Source organism: Cognatishimia activa (genome assembly GCF_026016445.1).
Classification (GTDB): Bacteria; Pseudomonadota; Alphaproteobacteria; order Rhodobacterales; family Rhodobacteraceae; genus Cognatishimia; species Cognatishimia activa_B.
Genome location: NZ_CP096147.1, coordinates 152,764 through 166,821, shown reverse-complemented (window position 1 = coordinate 166,821; position 14,058 = coordinate 152,764). Strand labels below are relative to the sequence as shown.

At 52.8% G+C, this 14,058-nt stretch carries 24 protein-coding genes; 2 read left to right on the top strand and 22 right to left on the bottom strand.

Annotated elements, in window-relative coordinates; genetic code table 11:
• Window positions 1–50: 50 nt before the first annotated feature.
• On the bottom strand, window positions 51–911 hold the full coding sequence (locus M0D42_RS00870) for a LysR family transcriptional regulator (protein WP_265021073.1): 861 nt from the start codon (window positions 909–911) through the stop codon (window positions 51–53).
• Window positions 912–1,043: 132 nt separating this feature from the next.
• On the opposite strand from M0D42_RS00870, the gene M0D42_RS00865 reads away from it, so the two are divergent.
• The gene (locus M0D42_RS00865) at window positions 1,044–1,793 is read left to right on the top strand and encodes an SDR family oxidoreductase (protein ID WP_265019728.1); all 750 of its coding nucleotides are present in this window, start codon (window positions 1,044–1,046) and stop codon (window positions 1,791–1,793) included.
• A gap of 55 nt (window positions 1,794–1,848) precedes the next feature.
• Here M0D42_RS00865 and M0D42_RS00860 read toward each other — a convergent pair whose 3' ends face one another.
• The 21 genes from M0D42_RS00860 to M0D42_RS00760 all read right to left on the bottom strand — a co-directional run bounded on the left by M0D42_RS00860 (window position 1,849) and on the right by M0D42_RS00760 (window position 13,340).
• The gene (locus tag M0D42_RS00860; protein ID WP_265019727.1) at window positions 1,849–2,424 is read right to left on the bottom strand and encodes an adenylate kinase; all 576 of its coding nucleotides are present in this window, start codon (window positions 2,422–2,424) and stop codon (window positions 1,849–1,851) included.
• Window positions 2,421–3,785, bottom strand: a complete 1,365-nt coding sequence (secY, locus tag M0D42_RS00855) for a preprotein translocase subunit SecY (protein ID WP_265019726.1) — start codon at window positions 3,783–3,785, stop codon at window positions 2,421–2,423. Before secY ends, M0D42_RS00860 begins: the two co-directional genes overlap by 4 nt.
• A 110-nt stretch (window positions 3,786–3,895) precedes the next feature.
• Window positions 3,896–4,369: a 50S ribosomal protein L15 gene (gene rplO, locus M0D42_RS00850; protein ID WP_265019725.1), complete on the bottom strand. Its 474-nt coding sequence runs from the start codon at window positions 4,367–4,369 to the stop codon at window positions 3,896–3,898.
• Window positions 4,370–4,659: 290 nt separating this feature from the next.
• On the bottom strand, window positions 4,660–5,343 hold the full coding sequence (locus M0D42_RS00845; RefSeq protein ID WP_265019724.1) for a 2-hydroxychromene-2-carboxylate isomerase: 684 nt from the start codon (window positions 5,341–5,343) through the stop codon (window positions 4,660–4,662).
• A 172-nt stretch (window positions 5,344–5,515) separates the two neighbouring features.
• Complete coding sequence (locus tag M0D42_RS00840) at window positions 5,516–5,731, bottom strand: DUF1127 domain-containing protein (protein ID WP_265019723.1); 216 nt, start codon at window positions 5,729–5,731, stop codon at window positions 5,516–5,518.
• A gap of 158 nt (window positions 5,732–5,889) precedes the next feature.
• Window positions 5,890–6,645: an anti-sigma factor family protein gene (locus tag M0D42_RS00835; protein WP_265019722.1), complete on the bottom strand. Its 756-nt coding sequence runs from the start codon at window positions 6,643–6,645 to the stop codon at window positions 5,890–5,892.
• On the bottom strand, window positions 6,642–7,142 hold the full coding sequence (locus M0D42_RS00830) for an RNA polymerase sigma factor (protein ID WP_265019721.1): 501 nt from the start codon (window positions 7,140–7,142) through the stop codon (window positions 6,642–6,644). The genes M0D42_RS00835 and M0D42_RS00830 overlap by 4 nt, the downstream gene beginning before the upstream one ends.
• Before the next feature lie 75 nt (window positions 7,143–7,217).
• Window positions 7,218–7,598, bottom strand: coding sequence for a hypothetical protein (locus M0D42_RS00825; RefSeq protein ID WP_265019720.1), 381 nt, complete (start codon window positions 7,596–7,598; stop codon window positions 7,218–7,220).
• Window positions 7,599–7,758: 160 nt separating this feature from the next.
• Complete coding sequence (gene rpmD, locus M0D42_RS00820) at window positions 7,759–7,947, bottom strand: 50S ribosomal protein L30 (protein ID WP_058313877.1); 189 nt, start codon at window positions 7,945–7,947, stop codon at window positions 7,759–7,761.
• Window positions 7,948–7,959: 12 nt separating this feature from the next.
• Window positions 7,960–8,523, bottom strand: coding sequence for a 30S ribosomal protein S5 (gene rpsE, locus M0D42_RS00815; protein ID WP_265019719.1), 564 nt, complete (start codon window positions 8,521–8,523; stop codon window positions 7,960–7,962).
• Window positions 8,524–8,641: 118 nt separating this feature from the next.
• On the bottom strand, window positions 8,642–9,001 hold the full coding sequence (gene rplR, locus M0D42_RS00810) for a 50S ribosomal protein L18 (RefSeq protein WP_265019718.1): 360 nt from the start codon (window positions 8,999–9,001) through the stop codon (window positions 8,642–8,644).
• An 11-nt stretch (window positions 9,002–9,012) separates the two neighbouring features.
• On the bottom strand, window positions 9,013–9,546 hold the full coding sequence (gene rplF / locus M0D42_RS00805; protein WP_265019717.1) for a 50S ribosomal protein L6: 534 nt from the start codon (window positions 9,544–9,546) through the stop codon (window positions 9,013–9,015).
• An 11-nt stretch (window positions 9,547–9,557) separates the two neighbouring features.
• Window positions 9,558–9,950: a 30S ribosomal protein S8 gene (gene rpsH, locus M0D42_RS00800; RefSeq protein WP_265019716.1), complete on the bottom strand. Its 393-nt coding sequence runs from the start codon at window positions 9,948–9,950 to the stop codon at window positions 9,558–9,560.
• A 12-nt stretch (window positions 9,951–9,962) separates the two neighbouring features.
• Complete coding sequence (rpsN, locus tag M0D42_RS00795; RefSeq protein ID WP_072791829.1) at window positions 9,963–10,268, bottom strand: 30S ribosomal protein S14; 306 nt, start codon at window positions 10,266–10,268, stop codon at window positions 9,963–9,965.
• Between the two features lie 17 nt (window positions 10,269–10,285).
• On the bottom strand, window positions 10,286–10,846 hold the full coding sequence (gene rplE, locus M0D42_RS00790; protein WP_265019715.1) for a 50S ribosomal protein L5: 561 nt from the start codon (window positions 10,844–10,846) through the stop codon (window positions 10,286–10,288).
• Entirely contained in the window at window positions 10,839–11,150 is a 312-nt protein-coding gene (rplX, locus tag M0D42_RS00785; protein WP_265019714.1) for a 50S ribosomal protein L24, read from the bottom strand. Before rplX ends, rplE begins: the two co-directional genes overlap by 8 nt.
• A gap of 1 nt (window position 11,151) precedes the next feature.
• A complete protein-coding gene (gene rplN / locus M0D42_RS00780; protein ID WP_035248467.1) occupies window positions 11,152–11,520 on the bottom strand; it encodes a 50S ribosomal protein L14 in 369 nt (122 codons plus the stop codon).
• A 91-nt stretch (window positions 11,521–11,611) separates the two neighbouring features.
• Entirely contained in the window at window positions 11,612–11,842 is a 231-nt protein-coding gene (gene rpsQ, locus M0D42_RS00775; protein WP_265019713.1) for a 30S ribosomal protein S17, read from the bottom strand.
• Window positions 11,843–11,855: 13 nt separating this feature from the next.
• Entirely contained in the window at window positions 11,856–12,056 is a 201-nt protein-coding gene (rpmC, locus tag M0D42_RS00770) for a 50S ribosomal protein L29 (RefSeq protein WP_058313886.1), read from the bottom strand.
• Between the two features lie 193 nt (window positions 12,057–12,249).
• Window positions 12,250–12,924, bottom strand: a complete 675-nt coding sequence (locus tag M0D42_RS00765; RefSeq protein WP_265019712.1) for an HTTM domain-containing protein — start codon at window positions 12,922–12,924, stop codon at window positions 12,250–12,252.
• Window positions 12,921–13,340 (bottom strand): hypothetical protein, encoded by a 420-nt coding sequence (locus M0D42_RS00760; RefSeq protein WP_265019711.1) that lies wholly within the window; start codon window positions 13,338–13,340, stop codon window positions 12,921–12,923. Before M0D42_RS00760 ends, M0D42_RS00765 begins: the two co-directional genes overlap by 4 nt.
• 94 nt (window positions 13,341–13,434) lie before the next feature.
• Between M0D42_RS00760 and M0D42_RS00755 the strand changes: the two genes are divergently transcribed.
• Complete coding sequence (locus M0D42_RS00755) at window positions 13,435–14,058, top strand: TIGR02466 family protein (RefSeq protein WP_265019710.1); 624 nt, start codon at window positions 13,435–13,437, stop codon at window positions 14,056–14,058.

Here is a 14,058-nt window from a genome sequence, read left to right as displayed (position 1 = left end):
CACGCCGTAAGTGCACCATAGTTGCGCGTGGTTGCAAACCCCTCATGACATCAAAGATTGCGAAGTTCTTGCCGTATCCACTCAGCAAGAGGCCGCGACCCAAGACGATTGTGCCACAACATGTCCAATCTTTGAGCCGCCTCATCAACGGCGACCGGGCAAGGGCACATCGATAAACGCATGTCCTTGCACAGCGTTTGTGCGACAGAGCGTGGCGCGGTCAACACCATATCGGTCGAAACCAATATCTCCGGTGCATGCGCGAAACTGGAGATGCTGAGTTTCACCTTCCGCTCTAGCCCAAGCTCTGAGAGTGACTTGTCGGTGCTGCCCTTCAAATCACCCTTCGGGCTTTGCAGAATGTGATCCAATCCTGCATAGGCCGCTGCGTCAAAGCTTTTTGACAACACCGGATGGTCCGATCTTACAACGCAGACATAATCTTCGATTTTGAGCGTCTCTTTGCGAAACCGCGAGGGCACCGAGTCAAAGCTAGCCAATGCAATATCAGCTTCACCGCGGTCTAAAAGATCATAGGACCGGCCATGGGTTGGCATCATGCGAACACGTAAGCCAGGGGCTTTCTTTGAAAGCACCGTCAAGAGTTCTGGCAGAAGCGCAATATTCACATAGTCCACGGCTGCAATTGTGATTTCACCGTCAGAGGCGAATGGATCAAAAGATTGATGAGCCAGCACTTCCTCAAGCTCTTTTAAGATTGCCCTAATGGGCGTCGCCAACCTGTGGGCCCGCTCCGTTGGATCGATCCCCTGCTGCGTCTTGATGAACAGATCATCCTTTAAACTGTGTCGAAGCCTGTGCAACGCATTGGACACGGCAGGTTGCGACATGTTTAGGCGCTCAGCAGCCCGGGTGACATGGCGTTCGCGATAAACGGCATCAAAAATCACCAGCAAGTTCAGATCTAAGTTTCTTAAGTTTCTTACATTATTCATCAGGCGAATATTGAGATTTGGAACATCAATTTCAACAATGATTTTTTCGCGTCTACTTCAACTCTATCGAACGCAAAGGGAAGACAGATGCGATTTAAATCAAAGACCATCGCTATTACAGGTGGCACCTCAGGTATTGGATTAGGAGCTGCAAAGGCATTCGCTAAAGAAGGCGGAGCGGTTTATGTAGCGGGGCGTAGTGCTACGGCATTCCAGACCGACATGGATCAACAAAACATTCACCCGATCCATGCCGACGTCACCCAACCAGACTCTCTGGCAGATTTTTTTGAAACGATAAAAATCTCCGAAGGGAAGCTTGATGTCTTATTCGCCAACGCCGGCATCGCCGAATTCCTGCCGCTTGATGCGACAGACACGGCTCACTTTCGACGGGTAATGGAAGTGAACTTCTTTGGTGTGCTCAACACGATCAAAGAGGCGCTACCGATCATGAGCGCGGGATCGAGTATCATCCTAACAACTTCGATCGCAAACCAAATGGGAGAGCCCAATTCCGCCGCCTATTCAGCAAGCAAAGCAGCGGCCAAATCTCTCGTTTCAACTTTGTCCACAGAACTTGCACCGCGTAGTATCCGTGTGAACGCCGTGAGCCCCGGCCCTACTGAGACTCCCATCTTTGCCAAGATGGGCTTGGAAGGAGAAGCGTTTGATCAGGTCAAAGAAGCCGTATCCGCGAGCATCCCGATGCGACGGATGGCACAGGTCACAGATGTAGTCCCTTCTGTCCTGTATCTTGCTTCAGAAGAAAGCCAGTTTGTGATGGGACAGGAGTTAGTCGTTGATGGTGGGGTCACCGGGTGTCCAACGCTCTGAAAAAAGGCCCCGCGTATTTCTACGCGGGGCTCTCTGAAACTATCTTGGATCTACCTTAACCCAGCGCTTCTGCAATCTCTGCTTTCACTGCGTCGATCTCCGCCAGACCATCGACCCAGGTCAGGTTGCCTTTTGCGTGGTAGTAGCCGATCAGCGCATTGGTCTTTTTGTAGTACTCCATCAGACGGATCTTGAGGCTTTCCTCGTTATCGTCTGCACGGGCTGTACCACCAGCAGCCACAGCTTCCGCTGCACGGCCAACGATACGGTCCACCAGAACCTCGTCGTTCACAGCTAGCGCAATCACAGCATCCAGCTTTTCACCGGTCTCTTCCAGCAGCTCTTCCAAAGCATCGGCTTGGGTCAAAGTGCGTGGGAAACCATCAAAGATGAACCCACCCTTCTTGTTGCCTTCCAGCTTTTCGCGGATCAGACCGATCACGATTTCGTCTGTGACCAGCTCGCCTGCGTCCATAATGGCCGCAACCTTCTTGCCCATCTCAGAACCGCTGGTTTTTGCTTCGCGCAGCATGTCACCAGTGGACAGTTGGATCATATCGCGGGTCTCAACCAGATGGCTTGCCTGCGTTCCTTTACCGGCACCCGGAGGGCCAAGCAGAATAATATTCATCGACGAGCAGCTCCCTTTCTCCCGCGCTTCTTAGAACCCTTTCCACGCAGCTGCGATTTTTCAATCAGACCTTCATACTGATGTGCCAGCAGATGGCTCTGGACCTGTTGGATTGTGTCCATGGTCACAGAAACAACGATCAGTACCGAAGTCCCGCCAAAATAGAAAGGAATTGCCAATTGGCCACGGAGAATCTCAGGCAGGAGACAAACTGCCGCAAGGTAGCCGGAACCCAGCACAAGAATGCGCGTCACAACGTATTCCAGATACTCGGCGGTCTTCTTGCCCGGACGGATGCCAGGTACAAAGCCGTTCTGGTTTTTCAGATTGTCCGCCACTTCGTCCACTTTGAAAGATACGTTGAACGTATAGAAGAAGGCGAAGAAGACGATCATGGCTGTGAAGAACAGCAGATACAGAGGCTGACCAGGTCCGAAATAGGCCAGAATGGTCGACATGATCGGGCTGGTCTGGTTGCCAGAGAAGGTCGAAATCGTGGTTGGCAACAGCAACAGTGAGCTCGCGAAGATCGCAGGGATAACGCCGGCTGGGTTCACTTTTACTGGCAGGTGGGATGAACCACCGTCGTAGACCTTCATACCGACCTGACGGCGTGGGTACTGAATGTGGATCTTGCGCAGAGCACGCTCCATGAAGACCACAAACGCGATGGTCGCAACGACCATAACAATCACGCCCACGATAACCGCTGGGCTGATCGCACCGGAACGACCGGAGGCAAAGAACTGTGCCAGAGCGGCTGGAACTTCAGCGATGATGCCAACGAAAATGATCAACGAGATACCGTTGCCGATGCCGCGCGCGGTGATTTGTTCACCCAGCCACATCAGGAACATGGTGCCGCCAACCAGTGTCACCATGCAGGACACAAGGAAGAACGTACCTGGGTTCGTGACAAGATCACCGGATTGCAGAGAGACCGCCAGACCGTAGGACTGCAATGTCGCAAGGAAAACCGTACCATAGCGGGTGTATTGGTTGATTTTCTTGCGACCCTGCTCGCCTTCTTTTTTCAGTTGCTCCAGCGCAGGAACCATCGATGTCAAAAGCTGAACAATAATCGACGCCGAGATATACGGCATAATGCCCAGAGCAAAGATGCCCATACGACCCAGCGCACCACCGGTGAACATGGTCAGGATGCCACCGATGCCTTGCGCCGCACCTTCCATGAACTCACGCAGCGCGTTTGCGTCAATGCCGGGTACCGGAATGTAGGTTCCCAGACGATAAACAATCAAAAGCGCGATGGTGAACAGAATGCGGTTGCGAAGATCGGTCGCTTTACCAAGCGCGGCCCAGCTTGTGTTGGCCGCCATTTGCTCTGCTGCAGATACCATTCGGATCTCTCTTCAAATGACAACGCCGCCAAGAGCGTTTTCCAGCTCCGGCGGCGTCAAATAGGAAAACTAGAGTGTATGTAAGCGCATGTGTCTGCGCTCACAACCTCTTATTCAGCCGCTGGCGCGGAAGTGACCTTCAGAGAGCCACCTGCTTTTTCAACAGCTTCAACAGCGGATTTGGACGCCCCGGTGACTTCGATGTTGGCTTTTGCGGTGATTTCACCTTTTGCCAGAACACGAACACCGTCTTTCACGCGACGCACCAGGCCAGAAGCTACCAGTGCTTCTTCGGTGATAGGTGCGGATGCGTCCAGTTTCTTTTCGTCGATGAATTTCTGGATCAGGCCCAGGTTTACAACAGCGAATGCCTTGCGGTTTGGCTTGTTGAAGCCGCGCTTAGGCAGACGTTGGTACAAAGGCATTTGGCCGCCTTCGTAACCGTTGATCGCAACACCGGAACGGGATTTCTGACCTTTGATACCACGGCCACCCATTTTACCTTTGCCGGAACCCGGACCACGGCCAACGCGCATACGTTTCTTGGCGGCACCTGGGTTGTCACGCAATTCATGCAGTTTCATATCGCTTCTCCTTGCCGGAACTGACCCCTGAAGCGTAAGCGGGCCAAACACGGCTTTTCTTGGTTTGTGATTCTGTGGCAAATGAAAGCCACTGCGCGCGTATATGCGGAGTCTTTTGGGGAATCAAGCATTGATGCAGGGCCTCGCCAGAAGGGTTTGTGAAACCCGGCTTTAAAGACAAAGCTGTAGATCAGTTCAGCGAATCAAATGCCTGCTTTGCGTTGCAGCATTATTTTCGTCGTGCGGACACAACCACCCAGTAAAAGAACTGCCTCATACAAGTTCAGGAATTAATGTTGGCTTTGAACTCCTGCCTGCAGCAACCGCCATTTTAGGTCTTCGAAGCGGTCTTGACCAAAAAATGGTTCTCCCCGAAAGGAAAACAACGGTACGCCAGTATGGCCCGCCGCATCGTGCAATGCCTGGTTCTTATCGATTGCAGCATCAATACGTTGCGCTTCTTGATTGGCGCGAATGATCATTTCTGAAGGTTTAAATCCGGCACTCATCAAAGCGCGTTCCAGATGGTGTTCTTCGTTCCAACCATCCGTCTTTCCGTTCCAAATCAGGCGGGAAATCTTATCATGGAAGTCCAGCGCTTTTCCATCTTCTGCCGCCAGTTGGGCAAGACGCGTAATCAAGTGAATATGGGGTTGTTCGCTAGCAATTTTGCCGGTTTCTAAAACTTGAACAACTGGGTCCGGTATCGGACGCCGATAAGGAATTTCAAGCCTTTCAGCGACCCTTGAGCTATCCAGCAAATGATAGGATCGATAGTGTTTCGAAGCCCGCTTTGAAAAGAAATTCGGATCCCGGATTGCTATCGGATAGATCACCTTGAATTCTATGTTCACGTTGTATTGTCGTCTCAACTCGATCAATCGGTCGATGAGAAAGTAGCAGTACGGACTACGCATGGACCAAAAGAGGTCCACACTGAAATCCTGATTTTCAACGTCTTGAAAGTCTTGCATATGATGTCTTCTAACTATTGGAAGCTCGATTGGCTATGGGCACGCAGCTTGCAGCATCGGAGACAAGTGGCTTTCAACAGACCTTCTCTGGCACCATGCCTATATTCATTTGCTCAAAAAACAAAACGCCCCCCGATTGGGAGGCGTGAAATTCCAATTTGTCTCGGCTGACTTATGCGCCGTAGACGTGCTCGCGAGCGATGCGAGTGATATCGTAACGAGAGATCGCCAGGTCTGCCAGATCACGGTCAGACAGGTCTTCGAGTTCACGAACGGTTTCGACATACTGCTTGCGCAGGGCGCGTGCTGCTTTGAAGTCTTCGTATGCAGCGCGGATGCGGTCTGCGAAGCTGATGGCGTTGTAAGAAGTTGTTGCTACGTTTGCCATTTTCACGTTTCCTTAAAAGAGGACCGAGACCTATTTCTCGGTGAGTTTCACTTTGTTTCTCCTCGTGACACACAGATAGAACGCGCTGTTACCGCAAACAACGCACATTACGGTCTGGCCGTTATGCATGTGCAGCATGGCTGTTTCTGCACTGCAGCTTAAATAAGCGTTTCGTGCATTTTGGCAGCGATTGGAGAGAGTTTTTCCTTCTCAACAGGCGCAACGACCACAAAAACCCACGGACCTTCCTGCCAGCGGATGGTGTTGAGGTCTTGATCTTCCAAAAATCGGAAAGACGTTTGAGCCTCGTCGTTGGTACGCGCCATAAACAGGGTAAGCCGTTCCCCTTCCGCTGTTTCATACATGTATTGCGCAGCCGCCTTGCCTTCGAAAGGCAACATGCGCCCGCCTACGAAATTGAAACCATGGTCTTCAAGCTGTGGCACCGTCATCTCGCGGCCCATACGCTTGGTCAGCCATGTTTGCAGATGTTCGGTTTCATCCGCCCTGACCTCCACCGCATGGCGTACCTCTGCCGTGAACAACCGGTGCGCGTCGGCAGCATCAATCGTCGCTTGCACCACCAAAATCTGCGGATCTGGTGTTGTCATCAGGTTGATGCCATACCCCCCCGCCCCGCCAACAATGAAGGTGAGAAGGGCCGCTGCAATATGGCGTTTCGCCCATCGGGGTTCTGACGTCTGATTGGCCGTCAGAAGCCCCTGCATATGGGTGTCTGACGGGGCCGGCACCAACGACTGCAGGAGATCATCGGTTTGCCCCCACGAGGCGGCCCGCTCTGACAAAGCAGGATCTTGCTCTAGCTGTTCTTCGAATGCCGCGCGCTCCTCCGGGCTCATTTCACCATCCAGATAAGCGGTGAGACGTTCTTCGATGTTTTTGAAGTCGGTCATGTGACACTCCTGAGTGTAGGGGCGGCTTGAGATTGATCTTGGTTCAGTTTAGCGCGCGCACGCGCCACGCGCGAGAGGATGGTACCTGTCGGGACAGCTAGAACCTCAGCACATTCCGCGTAAGTTAATCCACCGAAGGCAACCAGTTGCAGAGCCTGCAACTGTGTTTCCGGCAAACTCTGCATGCGAGAAATCACAGCATTCAGCTCAGATCTATCTTCGACACTGCGATCTTCAACGCTTCCGCTATATTCCGGGTCATAGGGCACTTCTGCCAATCGATTACGGGCACGAAAGCGATCTCTGAAGACGTTCAGCAAGATCTTCATAATCCATGGGCGCAGAGGTTGGCCTTTATCCCAAAGCCTGCGTTTGCGAATGGCACGCTCAACGCAGTCTTGTACCAAGTCGTCGGCCATCGCCCGATCCCTCGTCAGGGAAAACGCATATCTCCACAAATGCGGAAGCGCATCTTTTAGCTGGCTGTCAAATGACACTGAAAACACCTTTACCAATCGATGGAGATAGAATGGACCGGCTGGTTCGGGGAAACCAGCCGGTTATTAGGTAAGTTAAGGCTTAGCGATGTGCCAAACGCCTTTCACGCCGTCTCCCGTGGTTTGACCAGGCTTCTTGTCATTGATCCAGAGATAAAGAGGCTGGTCCTTGTACGCGATCTGCTGATCGCCGTTTTTACGAGAGATTACACTGAACCCAGCCGGTAGCGGTTTGTCGCTTTCAACCAGCAGAGGTGGCCATGCTTTGGCGCAGCCCGCGTAGCAGTTTGACTTACCTGCTTCGTCTTTGTCGAATGTATAAAGCGTCATGTCATGGCCATCTGTGAAATAGCCTGCGTCAGAGGTTTTCACATCCGAGGATGCGTGGCCCGCGGCGTAAGCGGAACATGCAGACAGGGAAACAGCTGCGGCGGTGATCATTAAAATACGGGTCATGGCGGGCTCCTAATGGCTCCTAATGGGTTGCCCTGCGTGGTGCAGGTACAAGACATACGCCGCGCAATCCAAGTTTATTCCCGAGAAAATGAAAAAAGTTCAAAAAAGAAAACGCCCCCGGAAATCCGAGGGCGTTTTCAATCACTTAAGCGAGAAAGACTTAGTCTTTTTCTTCGATGATTTTCACCATGTGTGGGATCTTGTTGATCATGCCACGTACGGAAGGTGTGTCTTCCAGTTCACGGGTTTTGTTCATCTTGTTCAGACCCAGACCGATCAGAGTCGCGCGCTGGTCAGCTGGACGACGGATCGGGGAACCGATTTGCTTAACAACGATAGTTTTAGCCATTGTCCGGTCTCCTTACGCTTCTGCTTCCGCAGGTGCTTCGTCCTTGCGCAGGATGTCAGCAACTTTTTTGCCACGACGAGCAGCCACTTGGCGAGGGCTTGCTTCGCCTTTCAGACCGTCGATGGTTGCGCGGATCATGTTGTATGGGTTCTGAGAACCGATGGACTTAGAAACAACGTCCTTCACACCCAGCATCTCAAATACCGCACGCATTGGACCACCGGCGATGATACCAGTACCTTCAGGTGCAGTCCTCATGATGACTTTACCTGCGCCGTGACGACCTTCGATGTCGTGGTGCAGAGTACGGCCTTCACGCAGAGGGACGCGGATCATCTGGCGTTTTGCTTGCTCAGTCGCTTTGCGGATCGCCTCAGGTACTTCTTTCGCTTTACCTTTGCCGAAGCCTACGCGACCTTTTTGGTCACCAACAACAACCAGAGCTGCAAAGCCAAAGTTCTTACCACCTTTGGTGGTCTTAGAGACGCGGTTGATCGCAACCAGGCGATCTGCGAATTCAGGAGTTTCCTCTTCGCGCTTACGGCCGCGGCCGCGACGATTTTCACGTTCTGCCATTTGGCATTCCTTTAATTTCTGGCGCGTTCGGCGCCGTTAAATCCAATCCTGGTGTCAGGCAGGCACAACCAACCCGACCCGGATCATCGGGAGGGCACCGAGGCGCCCTCCGCAACGATTAGACTTTCAGGCCACCTTCACGCGCAGCGTCGGCCAGAGCCTTCACCTTGCCGTGGAAGAGACGACCACCGCGATCGAAGTACGCTTCGGTGTGGCCAGCTTTGACCGCACGTTCTGCGATTGCCGCGCCAACTTTGGACGCTGCTTCGATGTTGTTTTTGCCAACTACGCCCAGATCTTTTTCCAGAGAGGAAGCAGATACCAGGGTGATACCTTGAACGTCGTCGATCAGCTGTGCGCTGATGTTCTTGTTCGAACGGTTCACGGACAAGCGAAGCTTGCCAACGTTGACCTTGCGAAGTTTGTTCCGGACGCGCAGGCGGCGCTTTAGGAACAGTTCCCGTTTGCTGTTTGCCATTTTGCTGGTCCTTACTTCTTCTTACCTTCCTTGCGGAAGATATACTCGTCTTTGTATTTGATGCCTTTGCCTTTGTAAGGCTCTGGCTTACGCCATTCACGGATGTTTGCCGCGACTTGGCCAACGAGTTGTGGATCGGTGCCTTCGATGATGATCTCAGTTGGCTTTGGTGCAGTGACCGTAACGCCTTCTGGAACTTCGAAGTTAACGTCGTGAGACAGACCCAGCGCCAGTTTCAGGACTTTGCCCTGCATCTGTGCACGGTAACCAACACCAACAATCTCCAGCTCTTTTTTGAAGCCTTCGGTTACGCCGGTAACAAGGTTCTGAACAACAGTGCGGGACATGCCCCACTGCTGACGTGCGCGCTTGGACTTGCCGCGAGGAGTCACAGTAACTGCGTTCTCTTCGACAGCCAGTGTCACATCGTCGGTTGCGGTGAAGCTGTGGGTCGCTTTTGGACCTTTCACTTCGATCGTCTGGCCGGAGACAGAGGCGGTAACGCCTGCTGGCAGCTCGACCGGTTTCTTACCAATACGAGACATTCAGCTTCTCCTTAGAAGACTGTGCAAAGCACTTCGCCACCAACATTGTTGGCACGAGCGTTTGCATCCGACATCACACCTTTAGAGGTGGAGACAATCGACACACCCAGGCCCTGACGGACGGTTGGGATGTCATTGACAGCCATATAAACGCGACGGCCAGGTTTAGAAACCCGCTTCACTTCACGAATAACAGGGGTGCCTTCGTAGTATTTCAGGCTGATTTCAAGAGCCGGGTGGCCCGCTGCATCAGTCGTCTTTTCGTAGCCGCGGATGTAGCCTTCGTCAGCCAGTACATCCAGAACCCAGCCGCGCAGTTTAGATGCAGGGGAAGACACTGTGGACTTGCCGCGCATTTGACCGTTGCGGATGCGTGTCAGCATATCACCGATAGGATCGTTCATAATGTTCTCTCCTTACCAGCTAGATTTAACCATGCCTGGGATCTGGCCGTTGGAGCCAAGTTCCCGAAGCGCGATACGGCTGACCTTCAGCTTACGGTAGTAAGCGTGTGGACGGCCTGTCAGTTGGCAACGGTTGTGCAAACGAGTTGCAGAGCTGTTGCGTGGCAGTTTCGCCAGTTTCAGACGCGCTTTGAAGCGCTCTTCCATTGGCTTGCTTTCGTCGTTTGCGATCTCTTTGAGTTCAGCGCGCTTGGCAGCGTATTTAGCAACCAGAGCTTCGCGCTTTTTCTCGCGTGCGATCATAGATTTTTTAGCCATGATATCCTCTCCCGCGCTTAAGCGTTGAATGGCATGTTGAAAGCTTTCAACAGGCTCTTTGCTTCAGCGTCGGACTTAGCGTTGGTTGCAATTACGATGTCCATGCCCCAGTTCTCGTCGACTTTGTCGAAATCGATTTCTGGGAAGACGATGTGTTCCTTCAGGCCCATGGCAAAGTTGCCACGACCGTCAAAGGATGGCTTCACACCACGGAAGTCGCGGATGCGTGGCATCGCGATGGTGATCAGACGATCCAGGAATTCGTACATGCGTTCGCCGCGCAGTGTCACTTTTGCACCCATTGGCATGCCTTCACGAACACGGAAGCCAGCGATGGAGTTTTTCGCAACAGTTGTCAGCGCTTTTTGACCAGCGATCAAAGTCAGATCTGCCTGAGCGGATTTGGCTTTTTTGGAGTCTTTCACAGCCGCACGACCGCAACCGATGTTCAGAACGATTTTTTCCAGCTTAGGAATCATCATGTCGTTCTTGTAGCCGAACTCTTCTTTCAGAGCGGCACGGATGCTGTCTTTGTACAGAGACTGCAGACGTGGAGTGTAGTCAGCGTTATCAAGCATCGATCACATCTCCTGTGGTTTTTGCGTAGCGAACTTTTTTGCCGTCTTCTACTTTGAAGCCAACGCGAGTTGCTTTGCCGTTTGCGTCCAGGAATGCCAGGTTGCTCAGTTGGATCGGCATAGCCTTAGGCTGGCGACCGCCCTGAGACGTCTGGGTTTGCTTGGTGTGGCGGATGGCCATGTTGATGCCGTCTACCACTGCTTTGCCTGCTTTCGGATCAACGGAAGAGATTGTACCCTCTTTACCTTTGTCCTTGCCGGCCAGAACGACGACCTTGTCGCCTTTTTTCAGCTTAGCAGCCATCTTACAGCACCTCCGGCGCGAGTGAGATGATTTTCATGAAGTTCTTTGCGCGCAGTTCACGAACAACTGGGCCAAAGATACGTGTACCCACTGGCTCACCTGCGTTGTTCAGGATCACTGCAGCGTTGCGATCGAAACGGATCGCTGTACCGTCTTCACGACGAACTTCTTTAGCGGTGCGTACGACAACGGCCTTACGGACGTCACCTTTTTTAACGCGACCACGTGGAATGGCTTCCTTAACTGAGACGACGATAACGTCACCTACAGAAGCGTATTTACGCTTGGAGCCACCCAGTACCTTGATGCACTGAACTCGGCGAGCGCCGGAGTTGTCAGCAACATCCAGGTTTGTTTGCATCTGGATCATGTGGTTTCTCCCGACCTTTAGGACCGGCGATGCGTGCCATTTGGTCCTAGGGTTTCGACTTTGTTAAGTCGTCCGGGAAGCTAAGTGTGACTTAAGCTTCCAGAACTTCCCAACGTTTCGTTTTCGACTTTGGTGCGCACTCAATGATCTTGACTTTGTCACCAACGTTGAAAGCGTTCTTCTCATCGTGAGCCCGGTATTTTTTGGACTTACGGATGGTTTTCTTCAGAACTGGGTGTGTAAAGCGACGCTCTACAGAAACAGTTACAGTCTGTTCGTTTGCGTTGCTTGTGACAACGCCGCTCAGAATACGTTTAGGCATATCTCAAAGCTCCTTATTCTGCGGCTTGCGCGGCTTTTTCGTTCAGGATGGTTTTCACGCGTGCAGCGTTGCGGCGAGCCGCTTTGATGCCTGCAGTGTTTTCCAGCTGACCGGTTGCCTGTTGAAAGCGCAGATTGAAGCTTTCTTTTTTCAGGTTTGCGAGCTCTTCACGCAGTTGATCTGCGGACTTCTCGCGAAGTTCATTGGCGTTCATGTCGCCTATTCCTTTCTTACACCAGAGGGCGCCTGACGATATGTTCAGGGTGACCCTTTGATCTGGTGGACCAAAACAAAACACGCGAATCCCGTCGCCGGGAATCCGTGAGATGCGCCTCTATAGGAGTGTCGCGTGGTTAGGGCAAGGAAAAGAATCGGAAAATCCCAATATTTATTAGCTAAATGACAAGTTAACCGAATATCCGATCCTGAAACCAGATTAGGCTTGGATAGGCGCAGAGCCAAATCCAGAAAAACCGATTTAAGCCAAAGAGGAACGCATTGGCGAGATGGAAGGTCCCCGCCACGACCATCCCACCAAGTAGTGCAAACGGATGCAGCAGGGTCAGCGGGAAAATCACCTCAAAGCCAATCACGCTCCAGCTCATCAACCAGAGCAATCTTGGCTGATCCGCCCAGCCCCGCAGCCGTTCCGACACAGGATAGGCCGAAAAGCGAAACACATCGACCAAAGCCTGCCCCGACCGCCACTCCGGGTTCACAAGTTTCACATAGCCCGATACGAAGTAAGACAGCACCAGTTGCACCGCCAGATAAGCCATCGCCAGCTCTTGCCACGCTGGAAAGAGATGCGCTGCGCCGAGGCAAGTGGTGATTAGCATCGTCATCTTATCCGCGCCGCCATTATAAGGCCCGCCAAACCGATGCAGCAGAATGAGATGTGTGATCCAAAGCGCGCCAACAGCGCCGCCGCTCTGCCATCCCACCAATAGCCAAACACAAGCCAAGGCCCGCGCGGCAAACAAAACCCGATCCCGGCCCATCCAGTAGTGCTCAACACAAGTCTGCAGGATCACCAGCGCCAGCATCACTTCGGTCAGCCGCATCATCGCGTCAAAACTCATACGCGCAGCTCCTGCAAAGCCACGGGTTCGCTTTCATAGACCACAGTCCCAACGATTTGATCACCTTCGGGCGCCATGAACATCAGTCGGAACTGAAGCTCTCCATCCTGCTCGCCAATCTTCTCAGCAATCAACCGGTTCAGTTCCGCCGCAGAGTGTTCCACCAGCCCCGACACCAGTCGTTCAGACAGGGAGACCATATAAAGCTGTGTATTCCTTGCGGGGTTCCAAAACATCCGACGCACCATGCGCTTTAACCCAACATTCTCAGGGATCGGGTGGCTTTCGCGCCATTCACTTTCGCACCCACCCGTGAGCACGCGGTATTCCACGCGCGGAGACGGCCCTACCTGTTTAAAAAACCGCCAGCTCGGAAACAGCGCAGGCAGGAGCAAATCAATCGTTCGTCGCAACATGCCCCATCATTACTGCCACACGATTTCAGCAGCTTTAAAAGATGCGTGTCATGCAAAGGTTTTCCGCGCTGCCCCCGCGCGCTATAGAAACGCCATGTCACAGATTGAATCACTCTTCGTCACCCGCCTCTACCGCGCCGCGCTTTCGGAATTCAAACCAAGCATCGATGCGCAAGAACTAGAGACCTCCTGCATCGTCATCGCTGAAGACGACGAAGCGGGCCACGCCTGGTGCGAAGAACAGGGCTACCCGGGCTACACATCCTATGCGTCGCTCACCGACCTCCCCTGGCGCTTTCCGATCTTTGCTGACCTGGTAAAAGTACTGGACCAACACGTCACGGCCTTCGCCAAAGACCTCGAGTTTGATCTGGGCGAAGGCAAACTGGAGCTTGAAGACCTCTGGATCAACATCTTGCCCGAAGGCGGTTCACACGGTTCTCACATTCACCCGCATTCTGTAATCTCCGGCACGACATATGTCTCCATGCCCGAAGGCACCAGCGCGCTAAAGCTCGAAGATCCGCGTCACGCAATGATGATGGGCGCCCCAGCCCGCCTGAAGGGCGCGCGTCGCGAGATGAAGAACTTCATTTACATGGAGCCCAATGTGGGTGACGTTCTCTTGTGGGAAAGCTGGCTGCGCCACGAAGTGCCGATGAACATGGCCGAAGACGAGCGCATCTCGGTCAGCTTCAATTACAAATGGGTAGAGTGA

What these genes read in the sequence shown, in the direction of transcription:
- M0D42_RS00765 (WP_265019712.1), bottom strand. Translation starts at nt 12,924, where the DNA reads ATGAGTTTTGACGCGATGATGCGGCTGACCGAAGTGATGCTGGCGCTG.
- rpsE (WP_265019719.1), bottom strand. Translation starts at nt 8,523, where the DNA reads ATGGCAGAACGTGAAAATCGTCGCGGCCGCGGCCGTAAGCGCGAAGAG.
- M0D42_RS00845 (WP_265019724.1), bottom strand. Translation starts at nt 5,343, where the DNA reads ATGCAAGACTTTCAAGACGTTGAAAATCAGGATTTCAGTGTGGACCTC.
- rplO (WP_265019725.1), bottom strand. Translation starts at nt 4,369, where the DNA reads ATGAAACTGCATGAATTGCGTGACAACCCAGGTGCCGCCAAGAAACGT.
- M0D42_RS00840 (WP_265019723.1), bottom strand. Translation starts at nt 5,731, where the DNA reads ATGGCAAACGTAGCAACAACTTCTTACAACGCCATCAGCTTCGCAGAC.
- rplF (WP_265019717.1), bottom strand. Translation starts at nt 9,546, where the DNA reads ATGTCTCGTATTGGTAAGAAACCGGTCGAGCTGCCAGCAGGCGTTACC.
- M0D42_RS00760 (WP_265019711.1), bottom strand. Translation starts at nt 13,340, where the DNA reads ATGTTGCGACGAACGATTGATTTGCTCCTGCCTGCGCTGTTTCCGAGC.
- M0D42_RS00825 (WP_265019720.1), bottom strand. Translation starts at nt 7,598, where the DNA reads ATGACCCGTATTTTAATGATCACCGCCGCAGCTGTTTCCCTGTCTGCA.
- rpsH (WP_265019716.1), bottom strand. Translation starts at nt 9,950, where the DNA reads ATGAACGATCCTATCGGTGATATGCTGACACGCATCCGCAACGGTCAA.
- rpmC (WP_058313886.1), bottom strand. Translation starts at nt 12,056, where the DNA reads ATGAACGCCAATGAACTTCGCGAGAAGTCCGCAGATCAACTGCGTGAA.
- M0D42_RS00755 (WP_265019710.1), top strand. Translation starts at nt 13,435, where the DNA reads ATGTCACAGATTGAATCACTCTTCGTCACCCGCCTCTACCGCGCCGCG.
- M0D42_RS00860 (WP_265019727.1), bottom strand. Translation starts at nt 2,424, where the DNA reads ATGAATATTATTCTGCTTGGCCCTCCGGGTGCCGGTAAAGGAACGCAG.
- rpsN (WP_072791829.1), bottom strand. Translation starts at nt 10,268, where the DNA reads ATGGCTAAAAAATCTATGATCGCACGCGAGAAAAAGCGCGAAGCTCTG.
- rplE (WP_265019715.1), bottom strand. Translation starts at nt 10,846, where the DNA reads ATGCTTGATAACGCTGACTACACTCCACGTCTGCAGTCTCTGTACAAA.
- secY (WP_265019726.1), bottom strand. Translation starts at nt 3,785, where the DNA reads ATGGTATCTGCAGCAGAGCAAATGGCGGCCAACACAAGCTGGGCCGCG.
- M0D42_RS00835 (WP_265019722.1), bottom strand. Translation starts at nt 6,645, where the DNA reads ATGACCGACTTCAAAAACATCGAAGAACGTCTCACCGCTTATCTGGAT.
- rplX (WP_265019714.1), bottom strand. Translation starts at nt 11,150, where the DNA reads ATGGCTGCTAAGCTGAAAAAAGGCGACAAGGTCGTCGTTCTGGCCGGC.
- rpmD (WP_058313877.1), bottom strand. Translation starts at nt 7,947, where the DNA reads ATGGCTAAAACTATCGTTGTTAAGCAAATCGGTTCCCCGATCCGTCGT.
- M0D42_RS00865 (WP_265019728.1), top strand. Translation starts at nt 1,044, where the DNA reads ATGCGATTTAAATCAAAGACCATCGCTATTACAGGTGGCACCTCAGGT.
- rpsQ (WP_265019713.1), bottom strand. Translation starts at nt 11,842, where the DNA reads ATGCCTAAACGTATTCTGAGCGGCGTTGTCACAAGCAACGCAAACGAA.
- rplN (WP_035248467.1), bottom strand. Translation starts at nt 11,520, where the DNA reads ATGATCCAGATGCAAACAAACCTGGATGTTGCTGACAACTCCGGCGCT.
- rplR (WP_265019718.1), bottom strand. Translation starts at nt 9,001, where the DNA reads ATGGCAAACAGCAAACGGGAACTGTTCCTAAAGCGCCGCCTGCGCGTC.